We start from the raw sequence: 16570 nt of genomic DNA, 5'->3' as shown, positions 1-16570 counted from the left end.
TAATAGAAGTATCATACAAATTTATTAGACGCTCTTGAAGGCAAAATTGAAATATTCATTCATGCAAATACTATCTTTTTTCATATCTTTTAGTCTTAGACTTATGTTGGTGTCTTGCCAAAGTATCGGCGGTAGCACAAATATCATCCTATCAAGGCTAAAATTTCTTACATCCTCAGTCCAGCCATCCCAGCGATAAAGCTCGTAAAATTTAGATATATTGCCACAAGGCACCCAGTATAAAAACTACGAGTAGTCAAGCTACGTATTCTCCCATTTGCCGCTATCTGGCACGCAGTAAAAGACATTGCCGGCTTTGCCACCAAAGGCACCGCCGTTTATCGCGAAAATTTTACATAAAACATCGTTTGCCATGAGCAAATAGCTGGACGTTTGTCTACCTCGCTAAAGCTTTTGTCAAGGTTAAAGCTATAAATTCCACACTTCATCTGCTCACATACTGAGCCAAGTAGGTGCAACCAACCACTATCTATCACTATGCCACCGCACCCATAAACAAGCGCTTCCATCGGTGAATAAGTAGTTACCTGAAGTCCTAAAAGCTCGCTTTGCGCCCTGCTCTCATCGCAAGACAAAATTTTCATAATCGTTTTTGTCCTCTTTTAGTCACTCTTTTATCAGTGCCCAGCCTGGACTATTTGTATCTATAAGCTCATCTAAAGCTCATATTGTCTGCCCTTGCAGTAAATTTGGTGAAATTTAAAAGAAGAATTTGGCGAGTCACCCCGCCAAATTTGCATTAGTAGATTATTTTGTGTCCCAAGCTAGGATCGTATTGCCCTCGGCATCGGTAGCTACGTCGCCCATACCCATGATGTTATAGCCGCAGTCTACGTAGTGAACTTCGCCTGTTACACCGCTAGCTAGGTCGCTAAGCAGATACATCGCGCTGTTGCCGACGTCTTCAGTTGTAACGTTGCGTTTTAGCGGGCTATTTACTTCGTTGTAGCGTAAAATCATCCTAAAGTCGCCTATACCGCTTGCAGCAAGCGTTTTAATTGGGCCTGCGCTGATCGCATTTACGCGGATATTTTTAGCGCCAAGGTCGTGCGCTAGGTAGCGAACCGAGCTTTCAAGTGCCGCTTTGGCAACGCCCATGACGTTGTAGTGTGGTACGAATTTCGGTCCGCCAAGGTATGTAAGAGTTAGCACCGAGCCGCCCTCTTTTAGCACCGGTAGGACCGCACGAGTAAGGCTTAGTAGCGAATAAACGCTAGTGCCCATCGCGATATCAAATGCCTCCTTTGTTGTGTTTACAAACTCGCCTTCTAGCGCTTCTTTTGGTGCGTAAGCCACTGCATGCACGACGAAATCAATCTCACCAAGGTCTTTTTTGATTTGACCCGCAAGACCATCTAAATGTGCCTGATTATTCACATCAAGTTCGTAAACAAATTTGCTACCAAACTCCTCTGCGATTGGCTCTACACGCTTTTTAAGAGCATCATTTAGATATGTAAATGCCATCTGAGCACCTTGATCGCAACAAGCTTTTGCAATGCCATAAGCTATTGACTTAGCGTTAGCTACACCAACAATGAGGCCCTTTTTGCCTTTTAAAATCATTATTTCTCCTTTAAAATTTGCTTGGCTTTTAAGCGTCTTTGAATGAGTTTTGATTTTGCTCCCTGCGACAGGCTATATGCCTAGTCTTGGTCGCAAAATCTGCAACAACATTTAAATCCATCTTAAAATCCTTCGCAATTTGACTTAAAATTTTGCAATCCAAATTTAATAAAATGTCAAATTCTAAACATAAATCGACAAGCGGAAATATCGCTAGGCGGATTTAAATGTTTCGAAGTAAATTTCGTCCCGAGACTAGGCATGTAGCCTGTCGTAGGGCGAAATTTACAAAATCATTTAAAGACGTCAGCGAGATGACGCGCTAATAAGTTCCAAGAAACCAGAGGCGTCCCAGCTCGCCGTACCTACTAACACTCCATCACAGCTTGCAATTCCCGCTATCCCGCCGATATTTGCGACATTTACGCTGCCGCCGTAAAGCAGCGGCGCGCTCGTCTGCTCGCGGATGAAATTTAAAACTCCTTCAATCTGCTCCGCATTCGCGCTCTTGCCCGTACCTATCGCCCACACGGGCTCGTAGGCAATCAGCAGCCGCTCGTAGCCAAGGTTGATATTTTTTAGCTGCTTAGCCAAAAACTCCTTCGTGTCGCCAGCTTCGTTTACGCTCAAATTTTCGCCGATGCAGTAGACGATCTGCCAGCCCGCCTTTACGGCAAAGTCGAATTTAGCTCGTAAAAGCTCCCCGCTCTCGCCTAGCTCGCGCCGTTCGGAGTGCCCGATCAGCACGCTTTTTACGCCAAACTCGTCCAGCATCGCCTTGCCGATCTCACCGGTGTGAGCGCCGCTTTCGCACGGGTAGAAATTTTGCGCGCCGAGTTTAAATTTATGAGCCGCAAGATCAAGCGCGCTAAACGGAGGAAATACCGTCACGTCGTCGTTTGCGCTTAAATTTGCGTCTAAAATTTCAGCGTATTTAGCAAAGCTTGCTCTCGTATGGTTGCACTTTAAATTTGCTAAAAACCTCACTCCGCAGCCTTTCCAAGCGGTTTTATGCCGGGTAGCTCTTTGCCCTCGATGAGCTCCAAGCTCGCGCCGCCTCCTGTGGAGATAAAGGTCATCTCATCAGCATCCCCTGCGCGCTCGACGACGTCGGCTGTATCGCCGCCGCCAACGACCGTAGTCGCGTGAGTGTCGATGATAGCGTGGCTCATTTTGATGCTGCCTTTGCTAAATTTATCCATCTCAAAAACGCCCATCGGCCCGTTCCACCAGATGGTTTGCGCGTCGGCGATAACCTCTTTAAAGAGTCTAATAGACGCAGGCCCGATGTCAAGCCCCATCCAGCCATTTGGGATCTCTTGGGCAGGGACATATTTTACGGCACTTTCAGCCGAAAATGTCTGAGCAGCGACGACATCTACTGGCAAGTAAATTTTTACACCTAGCTCTTTGCCCTTGCGTAAAATTTCGCGCGCGTCCTCGATGAGATCTTCTTCGAGCAGCGAATTTCCGATATTTTCGCCGAGCGATTTTAAAAACGTAAAGGCCATGCCGCCGCCGATTATCAGCTTATCCACGCGCGGAAGCAGGTTGTGCAGGGCTTGTAGCTTGCCGCTTACCTTACTACCACCGACGACCGCTACAAACGGGCGCGCGGGGTGTTTGATGAGATTTTGGGCGAAATTTATCTCTTTTTGTAGCAAAAATCCCGCCGCCTTATGCTTTTCATCGTAAAATTTAGTGATCGCTTCAACCGAGCTATGCGCCCTGTGGCAGACGCCAAACGCGTCGTTTATGTAAAATTCGCCGTATTTAGCTAGCTCACTAGCTAACGCCTCGTCGTTTTTGGTCTCGCCCTTTTCAAAGCGTAAATTTTCAAGAAGTAAAATTTCGCCCGGTTTTAGCGCGGCGACTTTAGCTTTGGCGTCCGTGCCGACGACATCCTCGGCAAATATCACGTCCCTATCAAGCAGCCTTGATAGCCTCTTTGCCACGCCTCGCAGCGAAAATTTCTCCTCAAAGCCGTTTTTGGGACGTCCTAGGTGACTGGCCAAAACCACGCTGCAGCCATTATCCAAGCAGTAGCGGATAGTTGGTATCGCCGAGCGGATACGGCGGTCGTCGGTGATGTTTAAAAACTCGTCCATCGGCACGTTAAAATCGCACCTGACAAATACCTTCGCGCCGCCGAGCTCAAGATCGTTGATCGATAAAATTTCACTCATTTTTCACCCTTTAAATTTACTTCGTAGCCACGATCTTAGCTAGATCCACAAGCCTTGTCGAGTAGCCCCACTCGTTGTCGTACCACGCAAAGACCTTCACCATATCATCAGCAATGACCTGCGTAGTGTCGCTGGCTACGATGCTGCTGTATGCGCTCGTGCAAAAGTCGCTACTAACTCTGTAGTCATCATCAACAGATAAAATTCCCTTTAAATTTGACTCTGCAGCCGCCCTAAATGCCTCGTTTATCTCATCTTTGCCAGCTGGTCTTTTTAAAACCGCCGTTAGATCGACCATAGATACGTTTGCGACCGGCACGCGCACGCTTTGTCCGTGCATCTTGCCGTTTAGCTCGGGAAGTACTTTTGCGATCGCTTTTGCGGCTCCGGTGGTCGTAGGTCCAATATTTAGCGCTGCTGCGCGTGAGCGGCGGAAGTCTTTAGCCTTTACATCAACTAGGCTCTGACCATTTGTATATGCGTGGATCGTGGTCATGAGCCCTTTTACGATGCCGAATTTATCGTTTAGTACCTTTGCGACGGGCGCTAGGCCGTTTGTGGTGCAGCTTGCGTTTGAAACGATCGCTTCGCCTGCGTATTTATCGTCGTTTACGCCGACTACGAAGGTCGCCGTGTCGTCTTTTGCCGGAGCGCTCATGACGACTTTTTTGATGCCGCGAGCAAGATAGGGCTCGCACTTTTCAGTAGTTAAAAACTTGCCCGTACACTCCAAAACCACGTCCACGCCGTAGTCTGCGAAGCCCAGCTCGTTTAGATCCCTTGTTGAAAAAACTCTTATCTTTTTGCCGTTTACTTCTATAAAATCGTCGCTTATCACCTTAACGTCTTGCTTGAATTCGCCGTGCACGCTGTCGTATTTGAGCAGATAGCGCGTCATGTCGCGCGTCGCCGTGTCGTTGATAGCGACAAGCTCAACGTCGTCTCGCTCTAAAATAATACGAGCAGCGCACCTGCCGATACGCCCGAAGCCGTTTATTGCTACTTTAACTGACATCTTAGCTCCTTTTGATATAATTACGCCTAATTCTACAAAAAAGAATTTTAAAACAAATATAAACAAGGCACTTTAATAGATGAAGTTAGCACTTTTTGGCGGGAGCTTTGATCCGGTTCATTTAGGACACGATAGCATTGTAAGAATGGCACTAAGTGGCCTTGATATCGACAAGCTCATCATCATGCCAACTTTTATAAGTCCCTTTAAGAGCGAATTTTCAGCTCCGCCAGAGCTTCGCCTAAAGTGGATAAGAGAAATTTGGGGCGGCCTAGAGAAGGTCGAGATCTCAGACTATGAGATAAATTTAGCTCGCCCAGTGCCTACCATAGAGACGGTTAAGTATTTGTATGAGAAATTCAAGATAGAAAAATTTTATCTCATAATAGGTGCGGACCATCTAGCCACGCTTGATAAATGGCATGGGTACGATGAGCTAAAAAGCTTAGTGCAGTTTGTGATCGCCAAGCGCAATCACATAGAAATTCCACGTAATTTACAAAAAATGGATGTGCACGTGGATGTTAGCTCGTCGCAGATTAGGCAGCAAAAGGGGCTTGATGAGCTGCCTAGCGAGATAAAAGATGAAGTTATAAATTTTTATCAAGGATTAAAAATGCAAGAGAGATCGATGCAAGAGCGCACCGAAAGTATAGTTAAGGTTTTAGACGCAAAAAAGGCTGAAGAGATACAAGTGTTTGATATGAGTGGAGATGATTATTTTGTAAAAGCCGTAGTTATCGCTACAACGCTTGGCGAGAGGCACGCTTACTCGCTGAGCGAGGATCTAAAAGAGGAGCTTAAACCTCTTGGAGAAAAATTTATAGGTACAGAAAGCTCGCCTGATTGGATCGTGATGGACCTTGGAGACATCTTGATACATCTTTTAAGTCCAGCTTACAGAGCAAAATACAACATCGAAGAGTTTTTGCAAAAGCTAAAAACTAGCAAAGAGTCTTAACAAAAACAAGCGAAGAGCAAATAAGCCATAAAAATATAAAAAATGCTAACAAAAATGGCTTTTTGCCCGTCGCTTTAAATATACTCCTATCTATCCCAAACCCCAAAGCGCACATCGCAACACAAAGGCAGATACTAGCAGCTAGCTTTAAAATTTGTACCAAAATTTCAGGGAAAAATGGCAGAGATCTAACGCAGATCGCCACTAAGAAAAATAGCGCAAACCATGGTATGCTCTTTAGTTTTGAGGCGTCACTATTTTGGCTTAAATTTAAGAAATTTAGCAAAAACAAAAATGGTACTAGCATGATGACACGAAGCATTTTTATGATGACGGCGGTGCTGCTTGCTGTGCCGTCAAATGCTGCCGAGGCTGCGACTACATGGGCTACTTCGTGAAGTGAGCCACCGATAAAAAAGCCAGTTTGGTGCGGCGTGAGAGCTAGAAATTTAGCGATAAATGGATAGATAAACATACCAATCGTCCCAAAGAGCACCACCGTACAAATGGCAATAGCAAGCTTGTTTGCGTCTGCTTTTATCTCATTTTGAGTAGCCATAACAGCAGCTGCGCCGCATATACTAGCCCCTGAGCCAATGAGCACCGCACTATCCTTACTAAGTCCCAAAGCTTTAGCGGTAAAAAGCGCAAACAAAAAGGTCGCAAAGACCATAAAAGCTGCATATATCACGCCTAGAGTGCCGACACTTGTAATCTCGCTAAGGCTTATGTTAAAGCCAAAAAGTACGATGCCAAGTCTTAAAATTTGCTTCCCAGCGATCGCTACGACGCCACTACTTTTTAAAATTTGAGTTTGTTTGATAAAAAGATTTGCAAAAATGGCGCCTAAAATGATGGAGATGATGAGTGGGCTGGTGTGAAATTTAGCTAAAAGTGTGTTTGAGAGCGCAAAAGAAATGGCAGAGATCAGCGCTAAAACAAGCACAGCAAGAAATTTATGAGACATATTTTAACCTTAATCTATTTTTTAAAAATGCAATTAGCACGTTTGGGTATAATTAGACGAATTTTATAATGCAAATTTAAAATAAAGATAAAGGGATAGGACTATGATCATCCTTGGCGAAAAATATGCTTTTACCAGCTTAGAACTAGAAAAGCTTAGAAAGAAATTTGGTCAAGTAAATTTTTTATCCCACGAAAATAGCGACGCAAAAGCATTGCGAAGCGCACTAGAAAATCTCATAAAATCAGGTGATCAAAGGCTGATCGTACTAAACACCGCAAAGCCAGTTGATGGCAAACTGGTGAGATTTCTCACGCTTTTGCAGTTTAAAACGAAGTATAAAAAGATAAAATTTCTAAACGTAGAGAATTTTTTAGAAATTTATCTGCACAAATGTTATATCCCAGAAAATGGGGAAAATCTTAATTTGTTAGATGAAATAAGGCCTTATGGTGCCTTTGCTTACGCACTCAAGCGAATGATCGATTATGCTAGCTGTTTGGTGCTTTTTATCTTGCTTTTTGGTCTAAAATTTTATGTAAAGAGAAAGATAGACAAGCAATCACCTGGAAGCCTTTACTTTTTACAAAGTAGGGTTGGGCTGGACAACAAGGAATTTGAGTGCATAAAATTTCGCTCGATGATGGAAGATGCCGAGAAAGATGGGGCAAAATTTGCTAGCGAAAATGATGAGAGAGTATTTGAATTTGGCGAATTTATGCGAAAAACTCGTATAGACGAGGTGCCACAGTGCATAAACGTGCTTCGCGGGCAAATGCATCTGATAGGGCCAAGGCCTGAGAGAAGACACTGGATAAATTTCTTTGAAAAAGAGATACCTTACTACAATGAACGTCACATCGTTCGCCCAGGGATTACTGGCTGGGCACAGGTAAACTACCCTTATGGCTCAAATACACACGATGCCAAACAAAAACTAATGTATGATCTTTACTACATCAAACACTGGTCGCTTTGGTTGGAGATAAAGATTATAGTAAAAACCATTGCGATTGTATTTGAGAAAAAAGGTGTTTAAATTCTCAAGAGCATTATGAGTTTGAGATATTTTTAAATAAACCTTTTTTTCAAATTTAATTTTGTTACTTTTAGCCAAAATAAATGTAAATTCTACATCCTATCTTTAGCCGTAATTCCCATTATATTAAATGCTGTTTTTATCGATATAGCAACAACTGCAAAGACTTTTAGTAAGCTATCTTCGTTTTCATTTCCAACCACACGGTTTTCGTTATAAAATTTATGAAAACTAGCAGCTAGGGACTTCAGATAGTCTGGGATCTTTTGAAGTTGCCTTGAGATAAAAGCATCCTCTAAAATTTCAGGTAAGACTAGCGCCTCAAAAAGTAAATTCTTAGCATTTTCATCTAGACATTCAAAGTTTGCATTGATTACATCTTGAACATTTTTCCCAGCCTTTGCAAAGATCTGATTTATCCTAGCGTGAGCGTAGTTTATATAAAAGATAGGATTTGAGCTGTCCTCTTTTTTAAGCTCATCTACGTCAAATTCCAAACTACTCGTATTTGCCTTGCTTATAAAGATAAATCTAAGTGCCTCGGCACCGATCTCACTTACGATATCGCTCATCAGCACGGCATTGCCAGCTCGCTTGCTCATCTTGTATGGCTTACCATCTTTTAGCAGACTAACCATCTGCATAAGTATTACTTCAAGCTTATTTTCATCGTATCCAAGGAAATTTATCGCAGCCTTTAGCCTTGCGATATATCCGTGGTGGTCAGCACCCCAAATGTTTATATAATGATCAAAATTTTTCTCAAATTTAGCGTTATGATAGATGATGTCGCCAGCTAGATATGTTGGTCTGCCGTCATTTCTAACCACAACCCTATCGTTATCATCACCAAGCGTGGTTGAAGCGATATAAGTAGCGCCCTCTTTTTCATACATTTGATTTGAACGTTTTAGTTTGTTTATAGTTGGCTCTAGGCCGTCATAAAGAGCCTTTTCGCTAGCCCAGCTCTCTATAAATATCCCAACATCAGCCAAGTCTTTTTTAATAATCTCAAGTACTATATCCTTGCCAAACTCGGCAAGCTCGAGGTTTCTACTCTCATCATAAAAAATTTCCTTGCCAAATTTCTCATTTGCAAGCTTAGCAATATCTAAAATATAATCCCCGCGGTAGTATTTCTCTGGATATACAACACTTTCGTTAAAAAGCTGCTCTTTGGCCGCAAGCGATATCGAAGTGCCAAGCAGATCAATTTGATTACCAGCGTCGTTTATGTAGTATTCTGTTGAGATAGCGTAGCCAAGTCTTTTGCCAAGTCTTGCCAAAGTATCGCCGTAAACTGCGCCTCTAACATGCCCGATGTGAAGCGGTCCAGTTGGATTTGCACTTATGTATTCTATTAAATAGCTATCTTTTTTCGCATCTTCTTTTGCAAAATTTTCGCTATCTAGCAAAATTTGCCTTGAAATTTCATCTAAAAACTCGCTTTTTAGCTTGAAATTTAAGTAGCCATTTACTGCACTAGCTTCAACTATTTTGCTATCACTAAATTTATCAGCAAACTCGCTAGCTATCATGGCTGGTGACTTTTTTAGCTCCCTTGCTAGGCTAAAAAGTGGCGTAGCATAGTGGGCTAAATTTTTATCCTTTGGCTTTTCAAGCACAAATTCACGCTCTAAAACCTTTGAAATTTCAGCTTTTATTTTATTTTTCAATTCTAAACCTATGCGTTTTTAGTTGTTTCTTCTATTTTTTGACTATCGGCATTCTCTTCTTTATGCTCGACTTTTTCGCTCTTTTCAGGTGTTGTATCTTCCATCTCAGCCTTAAAAGTCTTTATGCCTTTGCCTAGTCCTTTTGCAAGTTCTGGGATCTTCTTTGCTCCAAAAAGTAAAACAATAATCGCTAAAACAACTAGCCAGTGACCAATACTAAAAGAACCCATTTTTTCTCCTCAATAAATTTTTCAAAATGTTATCATAAATTCCTGAATTTCTAGCAATCTATCCACTCATCAATAACGCGTCTTAGATCTATTTTCGTGCTTTTTAACCTCATCGCTCTAAGAATTGATTTTAGGCCTTTATAACTCTTTTCAATGTCATCATTTACCAAAAAATAATCATATTCTAAGATGTGCTCCATCTCGCCAACTGCGTTCATTAGGCGATTTTCTATCGTTTCGTCGCTATCAGTTCCGCGGTTTTTCAAGCGTTTTTTAAGCTCTTTTTTATTTGCAGTTGTGATAAAAACTGAAGTTATGTAGCTTCTAAATTTTTCAAGTGCGATGTGAAAGCCTTGTACGTCGATATCAAATATAACTATCTTCCCAGCCTCAAGTGCTGCTAAAACAGGCTTTAGACTCGTTCCATAATAGTTTTTATGCACCTGCGCCCATTCTAAAAATTCGCCCTTTTCTATGCCGCTTTTAAATTCATCTTCTTTTATAAAATAGTAATCCACTCCATCGACTTCGCCTTCTCTTTTTGCCCTTGTCGTGCTTGAAATAGAAAAATAAAGATCCTTCTCTTCCTTTAAAAGGCGACCCAAAAGCGTACTTTTTCCACTTCCACTAGGCCCAGAAACTACTAAAATTTGTCCTTGCAACTACTTTTCCTCAAAACTTATATTTATCTTTATGTTCATATCTTTTAGCACATCTCTTAGCGAGCTTTCGTTTAACGACTCATGGACGTGTTTTGTGATCTTTTTGGTTAGCTCTTCTTTATAGTCAGCATCGATTTTTGTTTCATCATATGAGCTAGTTTGTGGTGCATTATTTAATCCAAATGCTGCTTGCATCGTATTTTCATCTATTTCTTCAATAGATGCTACATCAAAATTTGGGCTACCCAACGTCTCTTCTTTAAAATTTTCTTCCTCAAACACCTCATCTACCATACCTAGATCTTCTTGCGCAAGGACTTCTTCAGAAATTTCTTCATGATCTTCTTTGGCTGGCTCTTTTTCAAGGTCTATATCTTCATCTAAAGAAATCTCCTCTGCTTCTTTGGTAGATTCTTCATCTATATCTTCCTCTAAATTTTGGCTAGCTTCATCTATCAAATTTGCCTCGCTGCTTTCAGGCTCAAAATTTTCATCATTGCCAAAATCAGTCTCTAGCTCATCAAAATTTTCACTATCTTCGCTAGCTTCTTCGTTTAGCTCTTTATCCAAAGATTCGATCTCGCTGAGCTCTTTTTTACTTTGACTTATATCATCTACAAAATCTTCATTAAGCTCGGCAGTTTCTAAATTTCGAGAATTTTGCTCGACCATTTTATCAAGCTCGTTTTTCGCCTCTTCATCCGCCAAGTCACTCTCGCCCATATCATCTATCTCATCTACAAGCGAACTAAGCTCATCAAAGTTATCACTATGCTCTTCTTTTATCACAGGCAGCTCATTGTTTTGCTCTAAGGATTTATCCAGATCTTCTGAATCAGCCATATATTTGCTAGCTATGTCATTTATAATATCATCATCTATGAGTTCAGTGTCTGTTTCATCAAAACTAATATCTTTATCCTTTAAATCCTCAGCCTCTAGTTCACTTAGCTCCTCTTTTAAAAACTCGTCATCTAAAGCCTCATTATCAAATTTATCTGCCTTATCATCTTCTTTTGCTAAATTTTCAAGTCCCATGTCAATTTCTGGAAGCTCAAAATTTTCTAAATCATCAAAGTTTTTATTACTTTCGTCAAAGTCATTAAAATTTGCAGACTCATCTAGCCCAAGCTCAAGTTCTTTATCATTGTCAGTATCTTTGTTTTGTTCAAACAAACTAATAAATTCTGTTGGTAAAAAGGGCTTTTCAAGCATAACATCAGCAAAATCTGGCTTTTCACCGCCTCTAGGTGCTAGATACATTATCTTTTGATTTAAATTAACATCGCTGCTATCCATATCACTATCGATGATAATATAATCAAATTGATCGCCAACACTATTAACATCGTCAAATTCACTATATTCTATGCCTAGTTTATTTAAACTTAACGTTATAAGGCGAGAAACTGCTGGGTTTTTGTTTACAAGTGCAACTTTCATGATCCCTCCTTGAAGAGCTTGAGGCTGTATTCTATGATAAATTTCATTGCTATTTACTTAAAAAAATAGTGCTGGCATATCGTTTAAAATCTGTACCATCATATCAGTTATGATTTTTACAATGCCGGCTAAAATAGCTATCAAAACCGAAAAGCCAATACTTACTTTAATAGGATAACCAACAACCAATAGGTTAAATTGTGGCATAGTTTTCATAAGCATGCCAAAAATAGCATCTGAAAGTATAGAAAGCGCGATAATAGGAAAAGCTAGAACAAATCCAAACATAAAAAGATTACCAAAGAGCTTTAGGGCGTAGCTCATCACACCACTTCTTGGATAAAAATCTCCAAGCGGTATAGCTGAAAGTGAAGTGGAATAAAACTGTAATATCAAATGATGCCCATCAAGCATCAAAAATGCAAGAAGCGCGATGAAATTTAGAATATTTGCGATCACTGGTGAATTTGTACCAGTTTGCGGATCAAGCACCGAAGCCATCGAAAAGCCCATAATCATCGAGATTTGCTCGCCTGCCATTTGAAGTATGGCAAAAACGATATTTAGCAAAAGGCCAGCACAAAGACCAAGTATGACCTCACTCAAAATTTCCATAAACAAAAAATTTATAGCGTGCTCATGAGCGTGAGATAATGGAAAAAGTACAATACAAAGAGCAAAAACTAGTAAAGTTTTTACGACCATTGGGATTTGATTGTGAGAATAAAACGGAAAAAATACAATAAGCCCACTAAGACGTACAAAAAGGAGCATGAAGGTTATGACTTTATCTGCTCCGAAAAACTCGACTAGCTCCATTATTTTATATTAACGCCTCGTCCATCTCAGCTGGAATTTCAAGCCCCATGATCTTTAAAACACTAGGAGCGATATTATTTAGACCGCCGTTTTTTACTTTTTTTACGCCATCAGCCATCACAAAACAAAAGACATCATAAGTCGTGTGGTTTGTCAGTAGCTCGCCGCTGCTATCGCGCATCTCTTCGCAGTTTCCGTGATCGCTCGTGATGATCATAGCGTAGTTTTTCTCTTTTGCTTTGGCGTAAATTTCTCCAAGGGCAGCATCCACTGCTTCAACTGCTTTTATAGCAGCCTCATAGTTGCCAGTATGCCCCACCATATCGCCATTTGCGAAATTTACCACGATGAAGTCTTGCTCGTCATCCATGCCCTTTAGCACGGCTTTGCAAACCTCAGCAGCGCTCATTTCTGGCTTTTCGTCGTAGGTTTTTACTTTTGGGCTAGGGATGAGTACCCTCGTTTCGTTGCTAGCTAGCTCCTCGACGCCGCCATTAAAGAAAAATGTGACGTGGGCGTATTTTTCAGTCTCAGCCGTATGAAGCTGCCTTAGCCCAGCTGCTGCTATGACCTCGCTTAGGGTGTTTTTTATCTTTTCATTTTTAAATAGCACTTCAAATTTAAAATTTGCGTCGTATTCGGTCATGGTGATTAGATTTTTGATAGCAAAAGGGCGCTCAAACTCGCTAAATTTCTCCTCGCCCAAAGCCTGGCAAATCTCTCTTGCCCTGTCATTTCTAAAATTTATCACAATCACGCCGTCATCTTCGCCCATGCCACTAAAGCCATTAAAACTTGCTGGCTTTACAAATTCATCAGTCACGCCCTCATCGTAGCTTTTTTGTAGATACTCGCTTGGCGTTAAGTTGCTTAAATTTGCTCCATTTACCAAGCTATCATAGGCCTCTTTTACGCGCTCCCAGCGTTTATCTCTATCCATCGCGTAAAATCTCCCGCAAACCGTCGCTACCTTAAATTTAGCCTCCAAGTTTTTTATGAAATTTAGACCGCTGTTTGGGCTAACGTCGCGTCCATCGGTGATAGCGTGGGCAAAAACTTCGCAGCCATTTTTGCTAGCAAGCTCGCACATGCCATCAAAATGTTCCATGTGAGAGTGCACGCCGCCGTCACTATAAAGCCCTATGACGTGGATCTTTTTGCACTTTTTAAAAAGAGCCTTTAGCGCTTTATTTTCTGCTACCGAGCCATCTTTAAAGCCGCGTGAAATTTTGACCAAATTTTGATACAAAACTCGCCCACTTCCTATGCACATGTGCCCTACTTCGCTATTTCCCATCTGCCCTTCAGGTAGTCCCACAGCGTTTCCAGAAGTTTTTATGAGTGAGTTTGGAATTTCTTTAAAAAATTTCTCGTAATTTGGCTTTTTGGCCGCCTCAAATGCGTTAAATTTGCCATTTTTATTTGATCCAATACCATCAGTTATTATTAAAATAGTTTTTTGACTCATTTTGAAAATTTATCCTTAATTTTAGATAATTTTTAAGGCCATTATACTAAAATTGCTTTTTTTAAAAATAAAGGCTCTCATGTTTTACTATATCTATGAAATTTTAAATTTTAATATCTTTCAATACATCACCGTCCGTGCTGGTATCGCTTTTTTCATCGCTTTTGCACTCACAGCTTATTTGATGCCTAAATTTATCACTTGGGCAAAGGCGAAAAACGCCGCCCAGCCTATCTACGAGCTAGCCCCACAAACTCACCAAAAAAAGGCAAAAACACCAACCATGGGCGGACTTGTTTTTGTCTTTACAGCCGTACTTTCCACTATAATTTGTGCAAGGCTTGATAACGCATTTGTCTTAACATCTCTCTTTTGCCTAGTTTGCTTTACACTGCTTGGCTACAAGGACGATTACAGTAAAATTTTAGGAGCAAAAAATCACGCCGGCCTAAGCCCAAAAGCAAAGCTCTTTTTTCAGTTTTTAATAGCCTTTGTAATTTCTATTTTTTTATATGCAAGTCACGAGCTTAGCACCGAGTTTTATCTACCTTTTTTTAAGCAACCTATTTTGGATTTAAAAATTTTTGCCATTTTCTTTTGGACACTGGTCATAGTCGCTGCTTCAAATTCAGTAAATTTAACAGATGGGCTTGACGGGCTAGCTACTGTGCCATCTATATTTTCGCTTCTGACACTTGGCGTTTTTGCTTATATCTGCGGACACGCTGTCTTTAGCTCATATTTACTCTTGCCAAAGATCATAGGCGTTGGTGAAAGCGTTGTTGTCTCTTCAGCCCTAATTGGCTCATTGATGGGCTTTTTATGGTTTAACTGCCATCCAGCTGAAGTCTTTATGGGCGATAGCGGTAGCTTAAGCGTTGGAGCATATATCGGTTTTATGGGCGTTGCGACCAAAAATGAAATCTTACTCATCATCATTGGCCTCATATTTGTCGTTGAAACCCTAAGCGTCATTCTGCAGGTAGGCAGCTTTAAAATTTTTAAACGCAGAATTTTTCTTATGGCGCCTATACATCATCATTTTGAGATAAAAGGCTGGGCAGAAAATAAGATCATTGTGCGCTTTTGGATCATCGCGCTTTTAGCAAACCTAATCGCACTAACTGCGCTAAAGATCAGATAAGGAAAGTCATGAGAAAATCGCTATTTGGCTACGGTGGCACGATAAAGGCGATCGCTAAAAATTTCACAAAAGACAGTCTTTGGGATATCTATGATGATAAATTTAGTGAAATTTCAAAAGATGAGTTTGGCAATGCTCTTTTGCCAGTTAGTGAATTTGATCCAGCAAAAAGCAGCCTAGAGATACCAAGCCCAGGCATCCCACCTCATCACGAGCTTATTAAAAAAGCTAAGAATTTAGTTAGCGAGTATGACTATTTTTATGAAATTTATAAAGAAAATCTGCCATTTAACATCTGGATAAGTGGCACAAACGGCAAGACTACGACAACCAAGATGACACAGCACCTACTAGAGAGCAAGGGCTCAGTCATGGGCGGCAACGTTGGCATCGCACTAGCAAATTTAGACTCAAACGCTAAAATTTGGATACTTGAGACTAGCTCATTTACTCTTCACTACACAAATCACGCCACACCTGGTATCTACGTGCTTTTGCCGATCACTCCAGATCATCTAAGCTGGCATGGCGATATGAGCGAATACGAAAAGGCTAAGCTAAAGCCGCTTGCTAGCATGAGTGAAAGTAGCGTGGTGATCGTGCCTGAAATTTACGCCAATACGCCAACAAAGGCAAAAGTGATCGCTTATAAAGACGAGAGCGATCTGGCTAAATTTTGCGGCGTAAACGTAGATGATATAAATTTCAAAACGCCATTTTTGCTTGATGCACTGCTAGCACTTGCGGTAGAGAAAATTTTATTTGACCGCTGCGATGTCGCGCTTTTAAATACCTTCGTCATCGAGGCAAACAAGCTTGAAGAATTTAGCGATAAAAATGGCAGAATCTGGGTCAATGACACAAAAGCGACTAACATAGACGCGAGCATACAGGCCGTAAAGCGCTACAAAGATCATTTCATACATCTAATACTTGGTGGCGATGATAAGGGTGTTGATATGACGCCACTTTTTGAAGGCTTAAAGAGTTTAAGAGTAAAAATTTACGCCATCGGCTCAAATAGTGACAAACTTATGAAATTAGCGACTAAATTTGGCATACCAGCTTTGAAATGCGACTTTTTGCAAAATGCCGTCAATGAGATAAATAAAGAGCTAAAGACTAGCGAGATAGCACTTCTAAGCCCGGCAGCTGCGAGCCTTGATCAGTTTAAGGGCTATGCCGAGCGAGGCGATAAATTTAAAGAGTTTATAAAGGCGCTTTAAATTTACAAGCTCTTTTAAATAGCCTTGTCAAAAATAAAAACATGCAAATTTATGTTTTTGATATAAATTTTTACTATAAAGTTTTATTGTTGAATACTTTTTAAGTTTGTGCTAATATTTAGCAAAAATTTCCAAGGAAGTTTAATG

15 protein-coding genes and 1 pseudogene are annotated in these 16570 nt (G+C 40.9%); 4 read left to right on the top strand and 12 right to left on the bottom strand.

Annotated elements, in window-relative coordinates:
• Positions 1-24: 24 nt before the first annotated feature.
• From FZ949_RS02200 to gap, 5 genes and pseudogenes are all read right to left on the bottom strand, one after another.
• Positions 25-605: pseudogene (locus FZ949_RS02200) on the bottom strand (DUF2625 family protein).
• Positions 606-768: 163 nt separating this feature from the next.
• Entirely contained in the window at positions 769-1587 is an 819-nt protein-coding gene (gene fabI / locus FZ949_RS02195; protein ID WP_148790077.1) for an enoyl-ACP reductase FabI, read from the bottom strand.
• A gap of 306 nt (positions 1588-1893) precedes the next feature.
• Positions 1894-2574 (bottom strand): triose-phosphate isomerase, encoded by a 681-nt coding sequence (locus FZ949_RS02190; protein WP_148790076.1) that lies wholly within the window; start codon positions 2572-2574, stop codon positions 1894-1896.
• Positions 2571-3773, bottom strand: coding sequence for a phosphoglycerate kinase (locus FZ949_RS02185; protein WP_148790075.1), 1203 nt, complete (start codon positions 3771-3773; stop codon positions 2571-2573). The genes FZ949_RS02190 and FZ949_RS02185 overlap by 4 nt, the downstream gene beginning before the upstream one ends.
• Positions 3774-3789: 16 nt before the next feature.
• On the bottom strand, positions 3790-4788 hold the full coding sequence (gap, locus tag FZ949_RS02180; protein ID WP_148790074.1) for a type I glyceraldehyde-3-phosphate dehydrogenase: 999 nt from the start codon (positions 4786-4788) through the stop codon (positions 3790-3792).
• A gap of 79 nt (positions 4789-4867) precedes the next feature.
• Here gap and nadD point away from each other — a divergent pair, with 79 nt between their 5' ends.
• Positions 4868-5749, top strand: a complete 882-nt coding sequence (gene nadD / locus FZ949_RS02175; RefSeq protein ID WP_148790073.1) for a nicotinate (nicotinamide) nucleotide adenylyltransferase — start codon at positions 4868-4870, stop codon at positions 5747-5749.
• On the opposite strand, the gene FZ949_RS02170 is transcribed toward nadD, so the two are convergent.
• On the bottom strand, positions 5733-6716 hold the full coding sequence (locus FZ949_RS02170; protein ID WP_148790072.1) for a YeiH family protein: 984 nt from the start codon (positions 6714-6716) through the stop codon (positions 5733-5735). The genes nadD and FZ949_RS02170 overlap by 17 nt on opposite strands.
• A gap of 103 nt (positions 6717-6819) precedes the next feature.
• Here FZ949_RS02170 and FZ949_RS02165 point away from each other — a divergent pair, with 103 nt between their 5' ends.
• A complete protein-coding gene (locus tag FZ949_RS02165; protein ID WP_148790071.1) occupies positions 6820-7755 on the top strand; it encodes a sugar transferase in 936 nt (311 codons plus the stop codon).
• A gap of 92 nt (positions 7756-7847) precedes the next feature.
• On the opposite strand, the gene argS is transcribed toward FZ949_RS02165, so the two are convergent.
• Genes argS through gpmI form a run of 6 tightly spaced genes read right to left on the bottom strand, consistent with a single transcriptional unit; the run spans position 7848 to position 14053 of the window.
• Positions 7848-9431 carry an arginine--tRNA ligase gene (argS, locus tag FZ949_RS02160; RefSeq protein ID WP_103579412.1) on the bottom strand — a complete coding sequence of 528 codons (1584 nt, stop codon included), beginning with the start codon at positions 9429-9431 and terminating at the stop codon, positions 7848-7850.
• An 8-nt stretch (positions 9432-9439) separates the two neighbouring features.
• The gene (gene tatA / locus FZ949_RS02155; protein ID WP_021091616.1) at positions 9440-9661 is read right to left on the bottom strand and encodes a twin-arginine translocase TatA/TatE family subunit; all 222 of its coding nucleotides are present in this window, start codon (positions 9659-9661) and stop codon (positions 9440-9442) included.
• Positions 9662-9711: 50 nt separating this feature from the next.
• Entirely contained in the window at positions 9712-10323 is a 612-nt protein-coding gene (gmk, locus tag FZ949_RS02150; protein WP_054197076.1) for a guanylate kinase, read from the bottom strand.
• Positions 10324-11766, bottom strand: coding sequence for a coiled-coil domain-containing protein (locus FZ949_RS02145; protein ID WP_103579413.1), 1443 nt, complete (start codon positions 11764-11766; stop codon positions 10324-10326).
• A gap of 57 nt (positions 11767-11823) precedes the next feature.
• Positions 11824-12585 carry a flagellar biosynthetic protein FliR gene (gene fliR / locus FZ949_RS02140; protein ID WP_103579414.1) on the bottom strand — a complete coding sequence of 254 codons (762 nt, stop codon included), beginning with the start codon at positions 12583-12585 and terminating at the stop codon, positions 11824-11826.
• 4 nt (positions 12586-12589) lie between these two features.
• Complete coding sequence (gene gpmI, locus FZ949_RS02135; protein WP_107953117.1) at positions 12590-14053, bottom strand: 2,3-bisphosphoglycerate-independent phosphoglycerate mutase; 1464 nt, start codon at positions 14051-14053, stop codon at positions 12590-12592.
• A 79-nt stretch (positions 14054-14132) separates the two neighbouring features.
• Between gpmI and mraY the strand changes: the two genes are divergently transcribed.
• Together mraY and murD are read left to right on the top strand one after the other, a co-directional pair.
• Entirely contained in the window at positions 14133-15197 is a 1065-nt protein-coding gene (gene mraY / locus FZ949_RS02130; RefSeq protein ID WP_103579416.1) for a phospho-N-acetylmuramoyl-pentapeptide-transferase, read from the top strand.
• Between the two features lie 8 nt (positions 15198-15205).
• Positions 15206-16423, top strand: coding sequence for a UDP-N-acetylmuramoyl-L-alanine--D-glutamate ligase (gene murD / locus FZ949_RS02125; RefSeq protein WP_148790070.1), 1218 nt, complete (start codon positions 15206-15208; stop codon positions 16421-16423).
• Positions 16424-16570 lie beyond the last annotated feature (147 nt).

It is taken from the genome of Campylobacter concisus, from assembly GCF_902460545.1.
Taxonomy (GTDB): Bacteria; Campylobacterota; Campylobacteria; order Campylobacterales; family Campylobacteraceae; genus Campylobacter_A; species Campylobacter_A concisus_AE.
Note: the sequence above shows the minus strand (reverse complement) of the source record. Positions and strands in the feature narration are given on the sequence as shown.

Bases quoted from the DNA above. Each gene is read 5' to 3' on its own strand.
- FZ949_RS02145 (WP_103579413.1), bottom strand. From the start codon at position 11,766: ATGAAAGTTGCACTTGTAAACAAAAACCCAGCAGTTTCTCGCCTTATA.
- FZ949_RS02170 (WP_148790072.1), bottom strand. From the start codon at position 6,716: ATGTCTCATAAATTTCTTGCTGTGCTTGTTTTAGCGCTGATCTCTGCC.
- fabI (WP_148790077.1), bottom strand. From the start codon at position 1,587: ATGATTTTAAAAGGCAAAAAGGGCCTCATTGTTGGTGTAGCTAACGCT.
- murD (WP_148790070.1), top strand. From the start codon at position 15,206: ATGAGAAAATCGCTATTTGGCTACGGTGGCACGATAAAGGCGATCGCT.
- FZ949_RS02185 (WP_148790075.1), bottom strand. From the start codon at position 3,773: ATGAGTGAAATTTTATCGATCAACGATCTTGAGCTCGGCGGCGCGAAG.
- gpmI (WP_107953117.1), bottom strand. From the start codon at position 14,053: ATGAGTCAAAAAACTATTTTAATAATAACTGATGGTATTGGATCAAAT.
- mraY (WP_103579416.1), top strand. From the start codon at position 14,133: ATGTTTTACTATATCTATGAAATTTTAAATTTTAATATCTTTCAATAC.
- fliR (WP_103579414.1), bottom strand. From the start codon at position 12,585: ATGGAGCTAGTCGAGTTTTTCGGAGCAGATAAAGTCATAACCTTCATG.
- FZ949_RS02165 (WP_148790071.1), top strand. From the start codon at position 6,820: ATGATCATCCTTGGCGAAAAATATGCTTTTACCAGCTTAGAACTAGAA.
- gap (WP_148790074.1), bottom strand. From the start codon at position 4,788: ATGTCAGTTAAAGTAGCAATAAACGGCTTCGGGCGTATCGGCAGGTGC.
- tatA (WP_021091616.1), bottom strand. From the start codon at position 9,661: ATGGGTTCTTTTAGTATTGGTCACTGGCTAGTTGTTTTAGCGATTATT.
- nadD (WP_148790073.1), top strand. From the start codon at position 4,868: ATGAAGTTAGCACTTTTTGGCGGGAGCTTTGATCCGGTTCATTTAGGA.